The organism is Microbispora sp. GKU 823 (assembly GCF_002027145.1).
GTDB lineage: Bacteria > Actinomycetota > Actinomycetes > Streptosporangiales > Streptosporangiaceae > Microbispora > Microbispora siamensis.
Genome location: NZ_MWJN01000059.1, coordinates 19,663 through 40,160 on the forward strand (window position 1 = coordinate 19,663; position 20,498 = coordinate 40,160).

Sequence of the window (20,498 nt, forward strand, 5' to 3'; positions counted from 1 at the left end):
GGCCACGCCCGGCTGACAGGAGCAGGTGGACGCTCACGGCCGGCCTCGCTTGCGGTGGCGGTCCCGGTGGTCTGTTTGGGGTGTGGACCCGAGGTCGGGCGTCTTGTAGGTGACCAGAGGAACGGTGGTGGCCACGGGCGTGGCCAGGTCATGGTCGACGAGGTCGGCGATGACCTGCTCGATGCGCTTGTAGGCCGTCGGTGCCTCCTCGAAGAGGAGTTGGCGGTCGCCGCACACCACCAGCGACCCCATCGGTGTGCGGCGCAGCTCTTCGACCGTGTGCTTGGCCCGGCCCCGGCGCAGGGCGTCCGCACGGGACATCTTGCGGCCCGCGCCGTGCGCCACGGAATGGTTGGCGTGCGGCCCGGCGTGGCCGGCCACCAGGTAGGAAGGGGTGCCTCGCGTACCGGCGACGAGCACATCGCGGCCGTCGCCCGGTGCCGCCCCCTTGCGGTGCAGGTAGATCCCGTCGCGGACCTCGACCAGGTTGTGGCACTGGTCGAGGATCGGCTCGGTGGGCTCTGTCCCCAGCGCGTGGGCGACCCGGGCGGCCAGCAGCCGCCGGTTGAGTGATCCCCAGCGTACGGCGTCGTCATGCATCGCCAGGTAGGCACCGGGATCGGGGGCGGGGCCCGCGCCATGGACCGTAGTGTGGGCCCGCAGGATCCGTTCGCCCAGCCCTCGGGAACCGCTGTGGACGATCAGGACCGTGTCGCCGGCGGCGAGTCCGAGACGGCTCGCGTGGCCCGGCTCGAAGACGGTCCCGATGCGCGCCAGCTCGACGAAGTGGTTGCCTCGGCCGACCGTCCCGAGGCCCTCGACGTGACCGGCGGGAATATCGCCCTTCACAACGGCCCAGGCCGGGTCGTCCGCATCCTGCTCAGGGTCCAGCGCGCGATCGAGATCGGGGAACCGGGCGGCGAGCTTCTCGGGTACGGCGCGCTTGAGCTTGACGGGGAACACGGCGATGCCGCAACCGATGTCGGAGCCCACCAGGAACGGGTACAGCCTGGTCGAGGCCATGGCGGCGCCGATGGGGGCGCCCTTGCCCGGGTGCAGGTCCGGCATGGCGGCGACGTGCATCATGCCGTCGAGGGCGGCCACCTGGTGGCACTGCGCAACGGCATCGGACTCGATCCAACTGGTGGGGGAGGCGAACACGGCGACGGTGGCCGACCCCGTGGCCGGGATGGACGGCGGCGGAAACTCCTGCCGGGAGTGTTGCTGAGACAAAGACGCTCTCTTCGCTGAACAGGTAATGGACGGGCGGCATTACGGCGGGAGTCGGCGCCGTGGCATCTCGAAAAGCAGCGGGGTGCTGTCCGTCAGAGCATCATGGACACAACGTTTCCTGAGCCCTCCGCGCGAGGCAAGCGATTTTCGGCCGTACGGACTTGCACGCCTGCACACCCTCACTCAACGACATGCGGGTGCGCCGTGGTCGACACGCTGAGGCCGCCGTCCCTCCTCGTCAGCCACTGTGCGAGCAGGGTCCAGAGTGCGCGGACGTCTTCGTCGGCCTTGTCTCGAAGTTCGCTCAGGGTTGGCTGTGCAATGGCGGACTTGGCGGAGGCGGCTGCGGTGCGTCCGTACACGGCCGGGGCGAGTGCACGATTGCGGTTCCGCCGACGTCGCGCCACCGCAATCGTGCCGGCCATCCTCCTTGATGTCAGGCCGGGTTGCTCGTATCTTCCGCCCGGTCAGGTCGGAAGATCTCCTCGATGGTCAGGCCGAAGACGTCGGCGATGGTGAACGCCAGAGGCAGGCTGGGGTCGTACCGCTCGGTTTCGATGGCGTTGATGGCCTGCCGGGAGACGTGGCATCGATCGGCCAGGTCGGCTTGGCTCCATCGGCGAGCTGCACGCAGTTCGCGTAGTCGGTTCTTCATATTGCGCCCTCACCGGTGCAGGCGGGTACGCAGGTCCGCGATCAGCAGCCAGATCGCCACGCCACCGAGGAGGATCAACTGCGCGAGCTGGTGGAGCCGGATGATGCCTGCGGCATCGAGCAGGGTGGCCACCTGCAGCCCCACGAGGACTGCGGCGAACGCAATGGCCATGCTCTCCAACTGAATCCTGCGCAGGTATTCGTCTGCGCGCCGGAATGCCCGCAGCAGCACCCAGGCCACCGCGAGGGTGAACACGGTGGTGGTCGCGATCCACCAGGCCTTCTGGGCGGTGCTCTGATCGGGGGTGCTGCCCAGCGCCAGGGCTATTACGCCCAAAGTAGACACGGGTATGCCGTCGATGAGCACAGCGCGGCGGGCCGCACGCGTCACCTGGTCCTGCTGCACCTGTTTTGTCATGCGATGAATGTAAGGTTTCCCTTCCATAAAGTAAAGCGCTGTTGACGCAACGGAAGGGACACCTTACATTTTGGGCCCAACTCAGCGTAGAACCTGCAGGCCATGCCCCGTCCGGCGGTCACCTCCGGGCACCGGTCGGTATGACCGCTCCGGCGTACAGGGCGCGATCACACGCGCAGCAGGGCCTTGACGGCGCGGCGCTCGTCCATGGCCTTGTAGGCGTCCGCGGCCTGGTCGAGCGGGAGGCGGAGGTCGAAGACCTTGCCGGGGTCGATCCGGCGGTTCCAGATCAGGTCGATCAGCTCGGGCAGGTACCGGCGCACCGGGGCCGGGCCGCCGTGCAGGTGGACGTGGGAGAAGAACAGCTCCGTGCCGTCCAGCCGGACACTATGGGCCACTCCCACGTAGCCGACGTGCCCGCCGGGACGGGTGGCGCGGATGGCCTGCAGCATCGACTCCTGGGTGCCGACCGCCTCGACGACCGAGTGCGCGCCCAGCCCGCCGGTCAGCTCCTTGATCCTCGCCACGCCGTCGTCGCCGCGCTCGGTGACGATGTCGGTCGCCCCGAACTCCAGGGCGAGCTTCTGCCGCGGCTCGTGGCGGCTCATGGCGATGATCCGCTCCGCGCCGAGCTGCCTGGCCGCCAGCACCGCGAGCAGGCCGACGGCGCCGTCGCCGACGACCGCCACAGTCTTGCCGGGGCCGGCCTGAGCGGCCACCGCGCCGAACCAGCCGGTGCCGAGCACGTCGGACGCGGCCAGGAAGCTCGGGATCAGGTCGTCGCCGGGGACCTCCGGCGTCGCGACGAGCGTGCCGTCGGCGAGCGGGACGCGCAGCCGCTCCGCCTGGGCGCCGAGCGGCCCGATGGGTTCGCGCCGGACACAGGAGGGCTGGTAGCCGGCCCGGCAGATCTCGCAGGTGTTGTCCGAGGCGAAGAACGAGCCGACCACGAACTGGCCGGGCCTGACCGACGTCACCTCGCTGCCGACCTCCTCCACGATGCCCGCGTACTCGTGGCCCATCGGGGACGGGCCGCCGACGGCCTCGATCCCGCGATACGGCCACAGGTCGGAACCGCAGACACAGGTCGCCGACAGGCGGATGACCGCGTCGGTCGGTGCGATGATCCTCGGGTCCTCGCGCTGCTCCACCCGGACATCGCCGGGGGCGTGCATCACGACACCACGCATTCGACTGCTCCTTACGTGCCGGGGTCGTACGGGTCCGTCACGGACGGACCGGACAGGGGCACACCTCCGCACTGCGGTCACGGCCGGGAGGGAAGTGCCACGCCATCCAGGTAACCGGCTTCCCGCCCGACCAGGGAGTGCCTGGTGAGGGGTGTACTGGCAGTACATCCCTTCCACCGGGCGCGAGCGCGTACGGTCGAAGAGTGGACAACCGCGAAGAAGTCCGCGAGTTCCTCGTCTCGCGGCGCGCCAAGATAACCCCCGAGCGGGCCGGGCTGCCCGCCGGCACCAGGCGTCGCGTACCCGGGCTGCGCAGGAGCGAGGTCGCGGCGCTGGCCGACGTCAGCGTCGAGTACTACGCCAAACTCGAGCGCGGCAACCTCGCCGGCGTGTCCCCCAGCGTTCTCGAAGCCGTCGCCCGCGCACTCCAGCTCGACGACGCCGAGCGGGCCCACCTGCTCAACCTCGCGCAGGCCGCCGACGGCTCGGACGCGCTCGCGCGGCCCCGGCAGCGCGCCACCAGGCAGTGGGCGCCGCATCGGAGCCTGCAGTGGACCCTGGACGCGGTCACCGCCGGGCCGGCGTTCGTCCGCAACGGCCGGATGGACCTGCTGGCCGCCAACCGGCTTGCGCGCGCCTTCTACTGCGACATGTACGCCACCGGTCAGCGGCCGCCGAACCTCGCCCGCTACACCTTCCTGGACCCGAGTTCCCGCCGCTTCTACCCGGACTGGGACCTGGCCGCCGACATGACCGTCGCCATCCTTCGCACCGAGGCGGGCCGCGACCCTCACGACAAGGACCTCCACGACCTGGTCGGCGAGCTGTCCACCCGCAGCGACGCGTTCCGCACCCGGTGGGGCGCCCACAACGTCCGCCACCACGGCACCGGCGTGAAGAGGTTCAACCACCCTGTTGTGGGCGACCTCACCCTCGCCTACGAGGGCCTGGAGATGGCCGCCGCTCCGGGCCTCACCCTCACCGTCTACACCGCCGAACCGGGCTCGCCATCGGAGGAAGGCCTGTGCCTGCTCGCCTCCTGGGCCGCCACCCAGGAAGCCGGTTCCCGCACGCAGCCGCTGCCCTCCGGCTGACGTCAGGAGCCGCCGGACACGCACGCCGTACGATTCATCCTGGTTCGCCGGGCGGAGTATCGTGCTGCGCACGTGTCACCGATCTTCCCCCGCACCTCTCGGGGCCCGCCGCGTGGCAACGCACGGTACGGAGTCCGGCGCGGGTGGGCTGGGCTCGGGTGAACGAAAGGGTGTCAAGTGGCGCGCCGTGAGGACGCTGAGCAGGGGCCGCTGACGGCGGCAGGATCCGGGGTGTTCGCCGCCGACGACGAGGTCGGCCGGGATCTGGCGCTGGTGGACTGGCGGGCGACACCGCTGGGACCGCCGGAGGAGTGGCCGCAGAGCCTGCAGACGGCGGTGAGCATCCTGCTGTCGTCCCGGTTCTCCATGTGGATGGCGTGGGGGCCGGAGCTGACCTTCTTCTGCAACGCCGCCTACCGCCGCGACACGCTGGGCCGGAAATACCCGTGGGCGCTGGGTCGGCCGGCCAGCGAGGTCTGGGCGGAGATCTGGGACGACATCGGCCCGCGGATCGACACCGTGCTGGCCACGGGGAAGGCGACCTGGGACGAGGCGCTCCTGCTGTTCCTCGAACGGGCCGGCTACCCGGAGGAGACCTACCACACGTTCTCCTACAGCCCCCTCCGGGACGACTCCGGCACCGTGGTCGGCATGTTGTGCGTCGTCAGCGAGGAGACCGAGCGGGTCATCGGCGAGCGGCGCATGGCGACCCTGCGGGATCTCGGCTCCGATCCCAGCGTGGTCCGCACCGAGCAGGAGATGCTCGCTTTCGCCTGCCGGCAGCTCGGCCGCAACCTGCGCGACCTTCCGTTCACGTTGACCTACCTGTACCAGGACGGCGGCGGCGCACGGCTGGCAGGGGTGACCGGAATCTCGGCCGGGCATCCTGCCGCACCTCTCACGCTGCCGGCCGACGACCGGGACGCGGTGTGGCCCGCGGCGGCGCTGGCTCGGGGAGAGTCGGTGGTCGTGTCGCTCGACCCTGTCCCTGACGACCGGGCCCCGTTCGCCGGTCTCCCGGCCGGAGACTGGCCGGAGCCGCCCACGCAGGCGCTGGTGGTGCCGCTGCTCCAGCAGGGCAGTGCGCCGTACGGGTTCCTGGTGGCCGCGCTCAATCGATACCGCTCGCTGGACGAGGCGTACCGCGGGTTCGTCGAGCTGGCCGCGGGGCACGTCGCGGCGGGCGTCGCGAGCGCCCGCAGCTACCAGGCCCAGCAGCGGCGGGCGGAGGAACTGGCCGAGCTCGACCGTGCGAAGACCGTCTTCTTCTCCAACATCAGTCACGAGTTCCGCACTCCGCTGACCCTGATCATGGGGCCGGTGGAGGAACTGCGCGGCCGCCTGCAGGGAGCCGACGCGCAGGTGCGGGAGGAGCTGGAGGTCATCCGCCGCAACGGGTTGCGGCTGGGCAAGCTGGTCAACACCCTGCTGGACTTCTCCCGCATCGAAGCCGGCCGCATGCAGGCCAGCTACGAGCCGGTCGATCTGGCCGAGGTCACCGCCGAGCTGGCCAGCCTCTTCCGCTCCGCCATCGACAAGGCGGGCCTGGCCTTCCGGGTCGACTGCCCTCCCATGGACGAGCCGGTCTACATCGACCGCGGCATGTGGGAGAAGGTGGTGCTCAACCTGCTCAGCAACGCGCTCAAGTTCACCTTCGAGGGCTCGATCGGCGTCACCGTGCGCGGGGAGGACGACCACGCGGTGGTGACCGTCACCGACACGGGCATCGGCGTCCCGGCCGACGAGGTGCCGCGGCTGTTCGAGCGGTTCCACCGGATCGAGAACGCGCGCTCGCGGTCGAACGAGGGAAGCGGCATCGGGCTGGCCCTCGTGCAGGAGCTGGTCGGCCTGCACGGCGGCACCATCACCGCCGACAGCGCCGAGGGCGAGGGCACCCGCTTCACCATCCGCCTGCCGTACGGCTCCGCGCACCTGCCCGCCGAGGCGATCACGGCGGCCGGAACCGGCGCGGGCGCCACCGCCGCGGACCCGTACGTCGAAGAGGCGCTGCGCTGGCTGCCCGCGGACGACGGCGGCGAGCCCGCCGGGGACACGATGGGCATGTCGTCCCGCGAGGGCTCCGCCGCCCGGTCCGGCGGCTCGGCCGCGCCGGCGCGTGTGCTGGTCGTCGACGACAACGCCGACATGCGTGAGTATCTCGTGCGTCTCCTCAAGGGCGCCGGCTACCAGGTCAGCACCGCGGGCGACGGGATGGAGGCCCTGGACGCCATCCGCGCGGACGCCCCCGACCTCGTGGTCAGCGACGTGATGATGCCGCGACTGGACGGCCTGTCCCTGGTCGCGGCGCTGCGGTCCGATCCGCGCACCGCCGCCGTGCCCGTGGTGCTGCTGTCGGCCCGGGCGGGCCAGGAGGCGTCCATCGAGGGCCTGCAGGCCGGAGCCGACGACTATCTGGTCAAGCCCTTCGCCGCCGCGGAGTTGCTCGCGCGGGTGCGGGCGAACATGGACATGGCGCGGCTGCGCCAGCACCAGGCGCGCTGGCGCACCGCACTGGTGGACTCGCTGCAGGAGGCGTTCTTCGTCTGCGACGAGCAGGGCGCCGTCGTCGAGATCAACAGCGCCTTCACCGACATCCTCGGCTACGGTCCCGAGAACCTGCCCTACACGCCGATCCACCCATGGTGGCCGGACGCCGCCACCGATCCCGAGGCACACCGGCAGGTCGCCGACGCCTTCGGCGGCCTTCTCGGCCCGGGCCAGGGCAGCTACACCATCCCCGTCACGCATCGCGACGGGCACCGGATGTGGGTCAGCGTCACCTTCAACCAGGCGCAGGATCCCGACACCGGGCGCCGGGTCGTCGTCGGCACCTTCCGCGACGTCACCGCCGAGCATTACGCCATCCAGCGCGAGAGCGCCCTCGCCTCGCTGAGCACCAGCCTGTCCCAGGCCGGGAGCCTCTCCGACGCGCTGACCGGCGCCCTGCGGGAACTGCAGAGCCTGTGGCGCGCCCGGTCCGTGCTGGCCGCCGTCTTCGACCACGGCGACGAGCCGACCCTGACCGCCACCGGTGAGCCGGTGGACTGGCACGGGCTGCCCGAAGAACGCCGCCGTACGCTCACCGATCTGCTGCAGCGGCCTCTGCTCACCCCCGTCGCCGGCGACGACGGGGTCGGCATCATGCTGGAGCACCCCGAGGGCCAGCTTGCCCTGTGGGTCGACCTGGGCGGCCACCGGCCTTTCACCGGTGAGGACCAGGTGCTGCTGTCGCTGCTGGCCGGGCGGCTCGCCCAGGGACTGGTGCGCGCCCACCAGATCGACCAGCAGCGCGAGACCGCCATCGCGCTGCAGCGCGCCATCCTCGGCCCCGCCCAGCTGCCCGAAGGGTTCGCCGTACGCTACGAGCCCGCCACCCGGCCCCTGGAGGTCGGCGGCGACTGGTACGACACGGTCGCCCTGCCGGGGGGACGCATCGGCATCGTCGTCGGCGACTGCGTCGGGCGAGGGGTGGAGGCCGCCGCCGTCATGGGACAACTGCGCAGCGCGTGCCGCGCGCTGCTGCTGCAGGACGACAGCCCGGCCCGCGTGCTCATGGCCCTGGACCAGTTCGCCGCCGGCGTCCCAGGCGCCAAGTGCACCACCGTCTTCTGCGCCGTACTCGACCCGGAAACCGGGCGCCTGTCCTACTCCAGCGCCGGGCACCCGCCGGGGATCCTCGCCCACCCCGACGGCAGCACGGGCCTGCTCGACGGCGGACGTTCCTTTCCCCTGGCCGTACGCCCGGGCGCGACCCGCCCGGAGAGCGAGACGGTCATCCCGGCGCGCGCCACGCTCATGCTGTACACGGACGGCCTGGTCGAGCGCCGCCGCCGCCCGCTGTATTCGGGCATCGACCAGGCAAGCCAGGCCGTACAGGACGGCAGGAACGTGGCCGTCGACGACCTCGCGACACAGGTGATGATCCGCCTGGCGCCCGCCGACGGCTACGACGACGACGTCGCTCTGCTGCTCTACCGGCACCCGGCCCCGCTGGAGATGACCTTCCCCGCCGAGTCGTCCCAGCTGGCGCCCGTCCGCAAGGCGCTGCGGAGCTGGCTCGGCCAGTGCGACCTGCCGACCCAGATCGTCCAGAACATCCTGGTCGCCGCCGGTGAGGCGTGTGCGAACGCCATCGAACACGGCCATCGCCACACCCCGGGCGACATCGTCCGCCTGCGGGCCGAGGCGTCGGTCGACAACCTGCGCCTCACCGTCGCCGACAGCGGCCGCTGGAAGTCCCCCGAGCCCGAGGCCAACGCCCACCGCGGGCGCGGGGTCGCGCTCATGCGCGCCATGATGCAGCAGGTCACCATCACCCCCGGCCCGTACGGCACCACCGTCGACATGCAGATGAGGATCGCCTGATGACCACGCCCCTGACCCTCACTCCTGGGGTTCGCCCGGACGGCGTCGCTCTCCTGACCGCGGCCGGTGAGATCGACATGAGCAACACCGACACCCTCGCGGCCGCTCTCGAGAGCACCCCGGGGCCCGTCGTCATCGACCTGACCTCCGTCGAATACCTCGACAGCGCGGGCCTGAGCGTCCTGTTCGCCCACGCCGACCGCATCACCCTCATCGCCAACCCGCTGCTGACCCCCGTCCTGACCATCTCCGGGCTCGCGGACCTCGCCACCGTCCACGAGGGCGCCCCCGACGTCCGTTAGGGCAGGCGTTTCGGCCTTCTTTGCGGTTCCATCGCCTCAAGTGAGATTTTGCTCTCGCTTGCGTTGATCTCTTTACACGAGTCATGTGATAGTTGACTATCAAGTGGCGACTCGACGGCTCGTGGTGAACGACGATCCGCTCTGGAGGCATCATGACCACTGTCGAACCCCGGACCTTCCCCTTCGGTCAGGTGGAGCGGCTGGAGGTGGACCCGCTCTTCTCCCGGTTGCGGCAGGAGGAACCGCTGTGCCGGGTCCGGCTGCCCTACGGTGAACCCGCCTGGCTCGCGACCCGATACGAGGACGTCAAGGTCGTGCTGGGCGACGCGCGGTTCAGCCGGGCCGCGGCGATCGGCCGCGACGAGCCGCGGATGCGGCCCCACCAGTCCCGCTCCGGGAGCATCCTCAGCTTCGACCCGCCCGAGCACAGCAGGCTGCGCAGGCTGGTCTCGAAGGCGTTCACCGTACGGCGGATCGAACTGCTGCGGCCACGGACGCAGGAGATCGCCGACGATCTCGTCGGCGCGATGCTGGCCAAGGGCGCCCCGGCCGACCTCGTCGAGGACTTCGGGCTGCCGCTGCCGATCACGGTCATCTGCGAGTTGCTGGGCGTGCCCGTCGAGGACCGGGTCGACTTCCGCACCTGGTCGGACGCGCTCCTGTCCACCACGCGGTTCACCCCGGAGCAGGTGGTGCAGTGCATGGGCCTGCTACGGGAGTACATGGCGGGGCTCATCGCCCAGCGCCGGCAGGCCCCGAAGGACGACCTGCTCAGCGCGCTCGTCGCGGCCCGCGACAACGAGGAGCGGCTGTCGGAGGAGGAGATGCTGTCGCTGGCCGAGGCGCTGCTGGTCGCCGGTCACGAGACCACGGCCACGCAGATCCCGAACTTCGTCTACGTGCTGCTCACCCACCCCGAGCAGCTCGCGGCGCTGCGCGCGGACCTCGACCTGATCCCCAGGGCGGTCGAGGAGCTGATGCGCTTCGTCCCGCTCGGGAACGGCGCTTCCATCGCCCGCTACGCGCTGGAGGACGTCGAGCTGGGCGGCGTGACGGTGCGCGCCGGAGAGCCGGTGGTCGTGAGCCTGGTGTCGGCCAACCGCGACGAGTCGGTCTACACGAACCCCGACGACCTCGAATTCGACCGTCAGCAGGCCTCGCACGTGGGGTTCGGGCACGGGGCGCACCACTGCCTCGGTGCGCCGCTCGCCCGGATGGAGCTGCAGGTCGCCCTACGTACACTGCTCACACGGCTGCCGGGACTCCGTCTCGCCGGCTCGCAGGACGACGTCGTGTGGAAGACGGGGTTGTCCACCCGGGGCCCCGAGCACATGCTTGTCACCTGGGACCAGCCCTGACGGGCGTACGGAGCTAATCGATAGTCACCTATCACTTGGTTATCCTGTGGTGGTGACCACCGAGACCTCGCGGCGGCTGCGCGCCGACGCCGCACGCAACTCCGGCAGGATTCTGCGCGCGGCCCGGGAGGTCTGGGCGGAGCAGGGGCCCGACGCGCTGCTCGAAGACATCGCCCGCCGCGCCGGGGTCGGCATCGCGACGCTCTACCGCCACTTCCCCGACAAGGCGGGCCTGGTCAGGGCGGCCCTCGACCAGAGCTTCGCCGAGGACATCGCCCCCGCCATCGAACGGGCGCTCGGCGACGACGATCCCCGGCGCGGCCTGGCCACCGTGCTCGAGGCGGCGATGTCCACGGCGGCCCGTGAGCACAACACCCTGGCCGCCGCCCGGAACTCCGGCGCCGTCACCGCGGAGGCCAGCAGTCCGTTCATCGAGTCGCTGACCCTGCTGGCCCGGCGCGGGCAGCAGGCCGGGCTCATCCGTGCCGACCTCGTCCCCGACGACCTGCCCAGGATCATGGTCATGCTAATGGGCGTGCTGTGGACGATGGATCCCGGCAGCGACGGCTGGCGGCGCTACCTCGCGCTCGTCCTCGACGCCCTGTCACCTGACACGGCTTCCCCGCTGCCGGCCGCCGTGCCGCTCAGGTCACCGCGCAAACGGGGCGGGTGGCCCGTGTGACGCGCCGGGCGCGGGCGTAGGGTGCGTGAGCGACGGCCTGTGTCGGAACAGTGCTCGGAAGGACTCCGGGTACCCACAGGCCGTCGCCGGTCGCGGACGGCCCCCTGCCGGGGGCCGGTGGTTCAGGCCGCGGCGCGGGCGGCCTCGAACCGGGCGATGACGTCGTTCCAGTCGACCAGGCTCCACAACTTCTCGACGTAGTCCGGCCGGACGTTGCGGTACTGCAGGTAGTACGCGTGCTCCCAGGCGTCGAACACCAGCAGCGGTGTGGTGTTCATACCGACGTTGCCGTGGTGGTCGTACACCTGCTCGACCACCAGGCGCCGGCCGAGCGGCTCCCATGCCAGCACACCCCAGCCCGAGCCCTGCACCGTGCTCGTCGCCGTGGTGAGCTGCTTCTGGAATGCCTCGAACGAGCCGAAGTGCTCGTCGATCGCCTCGCCCAGCGCGCCGTCGGGCCGGTCACCGCCGTCCGGCGACAGGTTCTGCCAGAAGATCGAGTGCAGGACGTGGCCGGACAGGTTGAAGGCGAACGTCTTCTCCAGCCCGACCAGGCCACCGAACTCGCCCTTGTCCCTGGCCTCGGCGAGCCGTTCGAGGGTGTCGTTGGCACCCTTCACGTACGCCGCGTGGTGCTTGGCATGGTGCAGCTCCAGGATCTCGCCCGTGATCGCCGGCTCGAGTGCCGCGTAGTCGTAGGGCATGTCCGGCAGCGTGTACCGAGTCATCAGACAGCTCCTTATTGCAAATGACTTGCAACTACGAGTCTGATGCAAGTGATTGCGGCCGCGCAAGGGTGCCCGGCTCTTGTGGTCGGGGAGGCCGGCGGGCGGCCTACGTCAGCCGGAAGCTCTCGTCGCGATCGGGCGCGGACGCGGACGCGGTGAGCCTGGCGAGGGCGGCGGCCGAGGGGGTGTCCGGCTCGGCCTGGTAGGCGATGACGACCTGGCCGTCCGCCCCGCCGACCGTCAGGCTGTGACGCCGCAGGACGAGCGGCCCGACGACGGGATGGCAGAACTCCTTCGTCTCGTCGCGCGTCGGGCGGACGTCGTGGCGTTCCCACAGGCGGCGGAAGTCGTCCGAGGCCGCCGACAGCTCCCCGACCAGCTCGCGGAGGGCCGGGTCGTCGAGGTCGGCGCCGGCCACGGCCCGCAGCGCGGCGACCGAGTCGGCCGCGACGGCGTCCCACGTGGGGAACAGCGCCCGCGCGCCGGGGTCGAGGAAGACGTCTCTGACGAGGTTGCGGCCGGGCCGATACATGGGCGCCAGGGCGATCGCCGTCGCGTTGGCGGCCAGCACGTCGAACCGCCGTCCCCGCAGGTAGGCGGGCGTGCCCACCCACGCGTCGAGGAGCCGCTGGGTGCCCGGGGCCGGTCGTTCCTCCGGCCGGTGGGGTGGCTCGCCGCTCCGTCTCGGCGCTTCGCGCGCCAGGGCGTGCAGGTGGGCCGTGAGGTCGGCGTCGAGACGCAGGGCGGCGGCGAGCGCGTCGAGCACCTGCTCGGAGGGGTTGCGGTCGCGACCCTGCTCGAGCCGGGTCAGGTAGGCGAGGCTGACGCCCGCGAGCGCGGCGAGCTCGTCGCGGCGCAGCCCGGCCACCCGGCGCCGCCCGGTCTCGGGAAGCCCGGCGTCCTTCGGGCGTACGAGCGCGCGGCGGGCCTTGAGGAAGCTGCCGAGAGCGTTGTTGCCGGCCATGTCACCCGCCACTGTAGGCAGGGCCCACCGGCGATGGTGACCCTGTCACGGTGATGGCTGTTCCATCCCGCGTCGGGCAGGGTGATCGGTATGAGTACCGAACACACACGCACCTGGTTCATCACCGGAGCATCCCGCGGCTTCGGGAACGTGTGGACGCGGGCGGCGCTACGGCGCGGCGACCGGGTCGTCGCGACGGCCCGAGACGTTTCCACGCTGAAGCCGCTCGCCGACGAGTTCGGCGACGCCGTCCTCCCGCTGACGCTCGACGTCACCGACCGGGAGGCCGCCCTCACCGCGGTGGCCCGGGCGGGTGAACGCTTCGGCGGGATCGACGTCGCCGTCAACAACGCGGGGTACGGCCTGTTCGGCGCGGTGGAGGAGGTCACCGAGGCGCAGGCGAGAGCTCAGCTGGAGACCAACCTGCTCGGCGCGCTCTGGGTCACCCAGGCCGTGCTGCCCGGCATGCGGGAGCGCGGGCGGGGTCACATCCTCCAGGTGTCGAGCATCGGCGGCATCGCCGCGTTCCCCATGCTCGGGCTCTACAACGCGTCGAAGTGGGGCCTTGAGGCGTTCAGCGAGTCGCTCAACCAGGAGGTCGCCCCGCACGGGATCAAGGTGACGATCATCGAGCCCGGCCCGTACGGCACCGACTGGAGCGGATCGTCGGCCGTCCACGCCGAGCCGCTTCCCGCGTACGAGCACGTCCGGGAGGCCCGCCGGGCCGCCGCGGCGGGGAGGGTCCCGATCGACCCCGAGGTCACGGCCGAGGCGGTCCTCGCCGTGGTGGACGCGGAACGGCCCCCGCTGCGCCTGTTCCTGGGCGGCTACTGCCTGCCGATCGCGGAGCGGGTCTACACCGAACGCCTGGACACCTGGCGGGAGTGGCGCTCCCTCTCCGAGTCCGCCGACGGCTGACCCTCGGCGGCTCACCACGGCCCGCCGGCGCTGCTCGCGATCACCGTATGCCGCCGGGAGGACCGCCGCGAGGACGGCTGAGCCGACGGCTACCCGACTCGGGCCGCTCCGGCATGGAGTTCGGTGAACAACCGCTCCCAGGCCAGTCGTATCCCGTCCATGTCGTACCGCCTGACCGACGTCCTGGCCGCCTCGCCCAGCGCGTGCCGTAGGGGCGCGTCGCCGATCAGCGACTTCATGGCGGCGGTGAGCGCGCCGACGTCTTCGGGGGGAACCAGCAGCCCGTCCCGGCCGTGCGTGACGATGTCCGAGGGTCCGTGGGGGCAGTCGAAGCTCACGACGGGCAGACCGTGAGCCATCGCCTCGATGAGCACCATGCCGAAGCCCTCGTATCGCGAGCTGAGGACGAACATCGCCCCCTTGGCCAGCTCCTGTTCGAGGCTGGTCGTGCCGCCCATCAGGAAGGCGTGGTTGTAGAGATGCAGGCGGTGGATCAGGCGCCGTAGGCTGCCGTGCTCCCTGCCGTCGCCGTAGATGCGCAGCCGCCAGTCGGGGTGTTCCGCGACGACCTCGGCGAACGCCTTGATCAGCAGGTCGAACCCCTTCTGCCGGGTGAGCCGCCCCGCCGCCACGATGATCCTGCCGTCGAGCGCGGCGGGAGGCCGGTCGGCGGGCGTCAGGCCGTTGGGGATGGTCGCAAGGCGGGTCCGCGCGCCGTCGAGCAGCGCCGCGTACTCGCCCAGGTCGGCGTCGGTGAGGCTGACCACGGCGTCCAGCCGCGGGTACCAGCGGGCGATCTCGGCGACGAGCTCGGGCTTGTGGGAGCGCAGATACATGTGTTCCTGGCCGACCCGTACGACGTTCTCCGGGGCATAGCGGGCGGACAGCAGGTTGAGCGCGGGGCGGGTCGTGACCAGCACCCCGCCGTCGAGCGAGCGCAGAAATCTCACGATCTTCTGGTCGCTCAGCCGGTTGAAGGTGGCGTACCGCACCTCGGTGGGCGGAACGAGCAGGCTCGGCCGGCGCCGGAGCCAGTGGCGGGCGGGATGCCGCCAGCGCGGGCCGCGCAGGTCCGCCAGGGTGCGCATGCGGACCCGGGGATCGACGGGGAACCTGGGCCGGTCCCTGGTCTGGAAGACGCTGATCAGCTCCACGTCGTGATCGGCGGCGGCCATGACGTTGACCTGGTTGATCACGGTGCGGATGGTGCCGCCGACCCCGTAGGCGTTCATGATGAGGTAGCGGAGCTTCATGCGTGGACCGGCCTGGAGATCAGCGACAGGTTCTGCATCACGGTGTAGTACGGCTTGACGCTGACGGCGCCCGTCAGCGCCCCGCCCGTCCGCGCCTCGCCCGTCTGTGCCGGGAAGGTCATGACCTTCTTCTTGTCGGAGATGTCGTCCAGGTGGCGTCCCAGCCGAAGCGGCTCCGGATCGCCGGGCAGCGTGAGATGGAGATCCCAGACCTGGCGGCCGTCGATTCGGCGGGATGCCACGGCCGAGACGACCAGTTCGACGGGGAAGGCCGCCTCGAACCGGTCGCCGTCCACAGTCGCCGGGCAGCTCAGCACGAGACCGGGCCGGTCCCGGTTGGTGAGGGTGAGGATCGCGGTCGTCCCCGGGGGCGGAGCGGGGGCCGCGCCGACGATGCGGCCCATCACCAGGACTCTTCCGTCTCGCGGCCAGACCTGCTCCACCTCGGCGTGCCTTGATGTCATCGGCCCTGCTTCCTGTGCGTTCCGCTTTCGCGGGGTAGCCTCGACCTACTAGCTCGATAGTAACTACTATTCTGATAGTAGTTCGTACTCAGGGAGGCTGGATTGACCGACACGGGACATGGCGACAGACGCCCCGCGGGCATGCTGGAAGACGAGGTGCTCGCGGTGTTGTGGTCGAAGACGGCGCCCGTGAGCCCGGCCGAGGTGCAGGCCGAGCTCGGCGGCTCCCTGGCGTACACCACGATCATGACCACGCTCGCTCGTCTGGAGCGCAAGGGCCTGGCCAGCCGGCGGCGCTCGGGCCGGGGGTTCGTCTACGCCCCCGCGGTGGACGAGGCGTCGCACACCGCGGAGGCCATGAACGAACTGCTCGCCCGCAGAAGCGACAGGGCGGCGGTGCTCGCCCAGTTCGTGTCACGGCTCAGCGCGGACGACGAGCAGATCCTGCAGAAGCTGCTCCGGGAGATGGACGACTGACATGCACACCATCGTCTACCTGCCGTTCGTCGTGTCGGCGCTGCTGGGTCTCGCGATTCCGCGGTGCGGGCGCCGGCTCGCGCCGGCCACCGCCACCCGGCTCCTGGTCGCGGCCGGCGTGGCGTGCGCCGCCAGCTCGGTCCTCGCACTCGTCTTCCTGGCCAGCACCTACCTCGGTCAGGTGCCGCTCGTCGCGTCCTTCGGCGACTGGTCCGCCGGCCTGTTCGAAGCGCTCGATCCGGTGCCGCGGCCCGCCGCGCAGCTCGCGCTGCTGGCGCTCGCGGTCGTGGGAGCTCTGGCGGTGAGGACCGCGGCGCGGCAGGCCCTCGCGCTGCGGCGCGCGTCGCGGACCTGCCGCCGCGCGCCCGCCGCCTCCGGCGGCCTGGTGGTCGTCGACGACCCGGTTCCGCACGCGTACGCCGTGCCGGGGGGCTTCGGCGATCCCGGCCGTGTCGTGGTGACGACCGGGATCCTGCGTGCCCTCGGCGCGGAGGAGCGAAGGGTCCTGCTCGCCCATGAGCGCGCTCATCTGCGCCACCGCCATCACCTCTACCGGACGGCGGCCGCCGTGGCCGCCGCGCTGAACCCGCTGCTGGCGTCCCTGCCGCGGGCGGTGGAGTACACCACCGAGCGCTGGGCCGACGAGCGGGCGGCCGAGGAGGTGGGCGATCGGAAAGTCGCGGCCCGCGCCATCGTCAAGGCGGCGCTGGCCGGTGGGGAGCGTCAGCGGCGGGCGGGCCTCGCCGCCCTCGCCTTCGGCCACGGCGACGTGCTCCCCCGGGTCAACCATCTGCTGACCGCGCCGCCGCGCCGCCGACCTTTGACGGCGGCCGCACTGATCGTGGCCGTGGCCGCCTGTCTCGTCGCGACCAACGAGTCCCGCGCCGACACGGAGTCCTTGTTCGAAAAGGCGGAGACTTCTCCGCCGGTCGTGCACGTGGTCGCCGGCGGGCACCACGCGGGCGCGGCGGGGGTGCCGGTTCTGCGTGGCGCGCCGCTTAGGACGGGATGCCCGGCCGGACGTCCGTGCGTTTCACTGATCAAGGGAGTTCCGTGATCCTCAGGCGCCTTCGCCTGCCCGTCCTGCTCGTCGTCGCCACCGGTCTCCTGGGAGCCGCCGCCAGGACCGCCACGGTGACGGACGTGGACCTGAACGCCGACCTGGCGGTGGAGGCGCTGCGCACGCCCGACCTGACCCGGGTCGCCGGCATCCTCGACGTCGTCTTCGGGCCGGTCGCCGGTGTCCTGATCGTCGCGTTTCTCGCGGCCACGCTCGCCCTCACGGGACGGGTGCGCGCGGCCGTTATGGCGACCCTGGTGGTCGCGGCCGGCTGGACCACCAGCGCGATCTTCAAGCAGATCATCGCCCGGCCCCGGCCACCGGTCGCGGACCAGCTTCTGCTGGAGACCGGCCACGACAGCTTTCCCAGCGGGCATGTCGCGCTCACGCTGTCCCTGGCGGTCGCCGCCGCCTTCCTCGCCGTCCGTACGCGCTGGTTCGCCCTCGTGGTGTGCGCCGGAGGCGTTCTGGTCGTGGCGCAGGCGTTCGCCCGCATGTACCTCGGGGTCCATTACCCCACCGACGTGGTCGGCTCCCTGCTGTCGGCCACCGCGGGCACCACGGCCATCATCGCTCTGCGGAGTCCTGTCGGCAGCGTTGCCGACCGCCTTCCCTTCCTCTCCGGACGCGGCGCTCGCGACCACAGGTGAAATGCCGCCGCGCTCTTCGTCCTTCCGTACGGGCAGCTCTGGCTGCGAAGGTACGCGACTTTTGCCGAAAGCGGAAGCAGTAATCTCGCGCTGTCGGCCGCTTTTGTCGGTACGGATGGAAAGTTGAGCTGATCGTTGACAAAGTTCTGAGGTGCAGCTCACACTTCCCTGAGTCATCGCGTTGGGCTGGGATGGGGCTCGTGGGTCGGCGTCGCAGCGCGATGGGCTTCTGTCCGACCGACAAGAGGAGTGACATGCCATCCTCTCGACCACGTCCCAGGCCGCGATCTCGTTCCGCCCTGGCCTCCGCCGTGCTCACGGTGCCGGCCCTGTTGCTCGGCGCGCCGGGTGTGGCCCTCGCCGCGGAGTCCGGAGCGGCGCCCGTCCTCGACACGGCCACGCTGTCGCCGGTCGCCGAGGTGCTGAACTACAACGGCGCGACCACCACCGCGTACACGCCGTCGAGCACGACCGGGACCAACGGCTGGTTCACCGGCGGCGAGGTGACGTTGCGTCTGTCCGCGACGGACGACGACGCCGTCGCGTCCTTCCGGGTGACGGTCGGGTCGGACCCCGCCGTGGAGGTGCCGGCCGTACGGAACGGCGCGCGCGGCACGGCCGACTACGTCATCAAGGGCGATCGCAACAGCACCGTCCGCTACAGCGCCGTCGACGCGGCCGGCAACGCGTCGGCCGCCAAGACGGTCACGGTGAGGATCGACACCAAGCCGCCGGTCGCCGCCTGGCCCGGCGTCGCGAACGGCAAGGTGCCCCACAGCGCGCTCGCCTCCTCCATCACGCCGACGCGTACTGACCCCACCCCGGGCTCGGGCGGCGCCGCGGTGCGGGACATGTGGATCGACGGCACGTGGACCTACCCGCTGCCGCTGGACCCGGCCACTCTGTCCGTCGGCGGGCACACGTGGGCGGTCAACCTCGGCGACTCCGCCGGCAACGGGGCCAAATACACCCTGACCTTCCAGATCACCACCTCGGTCGCGGACCTGCGCGCCCTGGTCCAGCGCTACGTCGCCGCGGGCAAGGTCTCCTCGCCGAACGGCGACCGCCTGCTGGCCCTGCTCGCCGAGGCGGACGGCGGCGACGCCCAAGCCGCGCTGACGCGCTTCGGCCGGCTCGCCGGCGAGGTCGTGCCCGAGGGCCACATGCGCGACTCCCTCGTGAAGGACGCCGCCTACCTGGTGGAGGAGCTCCGGGGAGTCAAGCACCCCGACATCGCCACCGGCGTCACGGTGAGCGAGGGGCAGGGCATGGCCCGGTATCCGTTCCGGGTCCCGGCCGAGCCGGTGCGCAACGAGAAGCCGAAGTTCAAGATCCTTCTCTTCGGGCCGAAGCCCGGCGCCTTCCGGCACGAGCACATCCCGCTGACCATGTCCGTGATCCAGGACATGGGCCGGGCCAACAACTTCGACGTCGACGTGTACGACTACCTGAGCCCCGACGTGTCGGTCCCGAACCCCTTCGAGAGCATCGAGCGCCTGTCGCAGTACGACGCGATCGTGGGCGTCTCCAGCGTCGGCAACGACACGTTCTCCACGGCGCGTCCCTCGGGGGCCGACCCGAACGTCAAGGTGAACGAGCAGGCCGTCCTCAAGCAGTACATCAACAACGGCGGCGGCTTCGTCGCCCTGCACGGCGCCACCGACTCCATGCACCAGTGGGACTGGTACAAGGGCCTGGCCGGCGGCGAGTTCGACAACCACGGGTCCAACGGCGGCGGCATCCAGAACACCTGCGGAGCCTGCAACATCGGCGAGCTGGTGACCGAGGACGGCACCAACCCGGCCACCCGGCAGTTCCCGGAGAAGTTGAAGATCGTCGACGAGCTGTACAACTGGACCTTCCTGCCGCGCGAGAAGGTGCACGTCCTGCAGACGCTGAACGAGTCGACCTACGTCGGCAGCATCGGGGCCGGCGCCGGCCGGATCGAGGGCGCCGACCACCCGATCTCGTGGTGTCAGAACTACGACGGCGGGCGCTCGTTCACCCAGGCGCTCCTGCACAACTGGGAGAACACCCTCGAGCCGCTGTTCCAGCAGAACATCCTGGAGGGCGTCAAGTGGGCGGCCGGTCAGACCGAGGCGAACTGCGTCACCCATGACGAGCTGCGCAAGCTCGTCGCCGCCGGTGCGGCGGACGGGTCCGTCGGCGCCGACCTGGCCTCCGGGCTGAGCCAGGCGCTCGGCGCGTCGTACGACGCGTACCTCGTCAAGGACTACGCCGGCGCCCTCGCGCAGGCGAAGACCTTCCGCCATCTGGTCGACGCCAATCTCCACGGGCCGGGCCAGGCCACGCTCCGCACGCGGGCCGACGAGCTGGTCTCGTGGATGAAGGTGCTCGACGACAAGGGCGCGACGCTGCGGTTCACGTCCCAGCCGAAGTCGAGGTCCGTCGGCGCCGGCGAGGACGCGGTGTTCTCCGCTCCCGCCGAGGGCCGGAACGTCGCCTACCAGTGGCAGGTGAAGTCGCCGGGCTCGGCGGAGTGGACCGACGTGGCCGGGCAGACGTCCTTCGCGATCGTCGTCACGGCGACGCCCGAGCTCTCCGGCTCCGAGTATCGGGTCCGCGTGTCCGACCCGACCGGCGAGCTGTTCTCCCGCTCGGCGTCCCTCAAGGTCAGCGGCCGCTGACCAGGACCTGTCGCAGTGGCTCGGGCGTGATCGGCGCCCG

Annotated in this window: 18 protein-coding genes; 10 read left to right on the forward strand and 8 right to left on the reverse strand. The window is 71.2% G+C overall.

What is annotated here, in order from left to right; translation table 11 throughout:
- Positions 1–33: 33 nt before the first annotated feature.
- From B1L11_RS27190 to B1L11_RS27205, 4 genes are all read right to left on the reverse strand, one after another.
- Positions 34–1,233: an RNA ligase RtcB family protein gene (locus B1L11_RS27190; protein ID WP_079317387.1), complete on the reverse strand. Its 1,200-nt coding sequence runs from the start codon at positions 1,231–1,233 to the stop codon at positions 34–36.
- A 436-nt stretch (positions 1,234–1,669) separates the two neighbouring features.
- Positions 1,670–1,888 (reverse strand): helix-turn-helix transcriptional regulator, encoded by a 219-nt coding sequence (locus B1L11_RS27195; protein WP_079317389.1) that lies wholly within the window; start codon positions 1,886–1,888, stop codon positions 1,670–1,672.
- A gap of 9 nt (positions 1,889–1,897) precedes the next feature.
- Positions 1,898–2,305, reverse strand: a complete 408-nt coding sequence (locus B1L11_RS27200) for a hypothetical protein (protein WP_079317391.1) — start codon at positions 2,303–2,305, stop codon at positions 1,898–1,900.
- A 167-nt stretch (positions 2,306–2,472) separates the two neighbouring features.
- A complete protein-coding gene (locus B1L11_RS27205) occupies positions 2,473–3,495 on the reverse strand; it encodes a zinc-dependent alcohol dehydrogenase family protein (protein WP_079317393.1) in 1,023 nt (340 codons plus the stop codon).
- Between the two features lie 203 nt (positions 3,496–3,698).
- On the opposite strand from B1L11_RS27205, the gene B1L11_RS27210 reads away from it, so the two are divergent.
- From B1L11_RS27210 to B1L11_RS27230, 5 genes are all read left to right on the forward strand, one after another.
- Positions 3,699–4,589: a helix-turn-helix transcriptional regulator gene (locus tag B1L11_RS27210; RefSeq protein WP_079317395.1), complete on the forward strand. Its 891-nt coding sequence runs from the start codon at positions 3,699–3,701 to the stop codon at positions 4,587–4,589.
- A 177-nt stretch (positions 4,590–4,766) separates the two neighbouring features.
- Positions 4,767–8,954, forward strand: a complete 4,188-nt coding sequence (locus B1L11_RS27215; protein ID WP_079317397.1) for a SpoIIE family protein phosphatase — start codon at positions 4,767–4,769, stop codon at positions 8,952–8,954.
- Positions 8,954–9,256: an STAS domain-containing protein gene (locus tag B1L11_RS27220; protein WP_079317399.1), complete on the forward strand. Its 303-nt coding sequence runs from the start codon at positions 8,954–8,956 to the stop codon at positions 9,254–9,256. Before B1L11_RS27215 ends, B1L11_RS27220 begins: the two co-directional genes overlap by 1 nt.
- A gap of 152 nt (positions 9,257–9,408) precedes the next feature.
- Positions 9,409–10,614, forward strand: a complete 1,206-nt coding sequence (locus B1L11_RS27225; RefSeq protein WP_079317401.1) for a cytochrome P450 — start codon at positions 9,409–9,411, stop codon at positions 10,612–10,614.
- Positions 10,615–10,666: 52 nt separating this feature from the next.
- Positions 10,667–11,296 (forward strand): TetR/AcrR family transcriptional regulator, encoded by a 630-nt coding sequence (locus tag B1L11_RS27230; RefSeq protein ID WP_256862924.1) that lies wholly within the window; start codon positions 10,667–10,669, stop codon positions 11,294–11,296.
- Between the two features lie 122 nt (positions 11,297–11,418).
- Here B1L11_RS27230 and B1L11_RS27235 read toward each other — a convergent pair whose 3' ends face one another.
- Together B1L11_RS27235 and B1L11_RS27240 are read right to left on the reverse strand one after the other, a co-directional pair.
- Positions 11,419–12,024, reverse strand: coding sequence for a superoxide dismutase (locus tag B1L11_RS27235; RefSeq protein WP_079317405.1), 606 nt, complete (start codon positions 12,022–12,024; stop codon positions 11,419–11,421).
- Between the two features lie 106 nt (positions 12,025–12,130).
- Complete coding sequence (locus tag B1L11_RS27240) at positions 12,131–12,988, reverse strand: helix-turn-helix domain-containing protein (protein ID WP_079317451.1); 858 nt, start codon at positions 12,986–12,988, stop codon at positions 12,131–12,133.
- Between the two features lie 90 nt (positions 12,989–13,078).
- Between B1L11_RS27240 and B1L11_RS27245 the strand changes: the two genes are divergently transcribed.
- Complete coding sequence (locus tag B1L11_RS27245) at positions 13,079–13,906, forward strand: SDR family NAD(P)-dependent oxidoreductase (RefSeq protein ID WP_079317407.1); 828 nt, start codon at positions 13,079–13,081, stop codon at positions 13,904–13,906.
- A gap of 89 nt (positions 13,907–13,995) precedes the next feature.
- Here the strand turns inward: B1L11_RS27245 and B1L11_RS27250 are convergent, their stop codons facing one another.
- Together B1L11_RS27250 and B1L11_RS27255 are read right to left on the reverse strand one after the other, a co-directional pair.
- Complete coding sequence (locus B1L11_RS27250) at positions 13,996–15,159, reverse strand: glycosyltransferase family 4 protein (RefSeq protein ID WP_079317409.1); 1,164 nt, start codon at positions 15,157–15,159, stop codon at positions 13,996–13,998.
- Positions 15,156–15,623 carry a hypothetical protein gene (locus B1L11_RS27255; protein WP_079317411.1) on the reverse strand — a complete coding sequence of 156 codons (468 nt, stop codon included), beginning with the start codon at positions 15,621–15,623 and terminating at the stop codon, positions 15,156–15,158. The genes B1L11_RS27250 and B1L11_RS27255 overlap by 4 nt, the downstream gene beginning before the upstream one ends.
- A 102-nt stretch (positions 15,624–15,725) precedes the next feature.
- Between B1L11_RS27255 and B1L11_RS27260 the strand changes: the two genes are divergently transcribed.
- From B1L11_RS27260 to B1L11_RS27275, 4 genes are all read left to right on the forward strand, one after another.
- Positions 15,726–16,100, forward strand: coding sequence for a BlaI/MecI/CopY family transcriptional regulator (locus tag B1L11_RS27260; protein WP_239109122.1), 375 nt, complete (start codon positions 15,726–15,728; stop codon positions 16,098–16,100).
- Between the two features lies 1 nt (position 16,101).
- Positions 16,102–17,157 (forward strand): M56 family metallopeptidase, encoded by a 1,056-nt coding sequence (locus B1L11_RS27265; RefSeq protein ID WP_079317415.1) that lies wholly within the window; start codon positions 16,102–16,104, stop codon positions 17,155–17,157.
- Positions 17,154–17,810, forward strand: a complete 657-nt coding sequence (locus B1L11_RS27270; RefSeq protein WP_179155345.1) for a phosphatase PAP2 family protein — start codon at positions 17,154–17,156, stop codon at positions 17,808–17,810. The genes B1L11_RS27265 and B1L11_RS27270 overlap by 4 nt, the downstream gene beginning before the upstream one ends.
- A 254-nt stretch (positions 17,811–18,064) precedes the next feature.
- Positions 18,065–20,458 carry a ThuA domain-containing protein gene (locus B1L11_RS27275; protein WP_143737591.1) on the forward strand — a complete coding sequence of 798 codons (2,394 nt, stop codon included), beginning with the start codon at positions 18,065–18,067 and terminating at the stop codon, positions 20,456–20,458.
- The last annotated feature ends 40 nt before the right edge of the window (positions 20,459–20,498 follow it).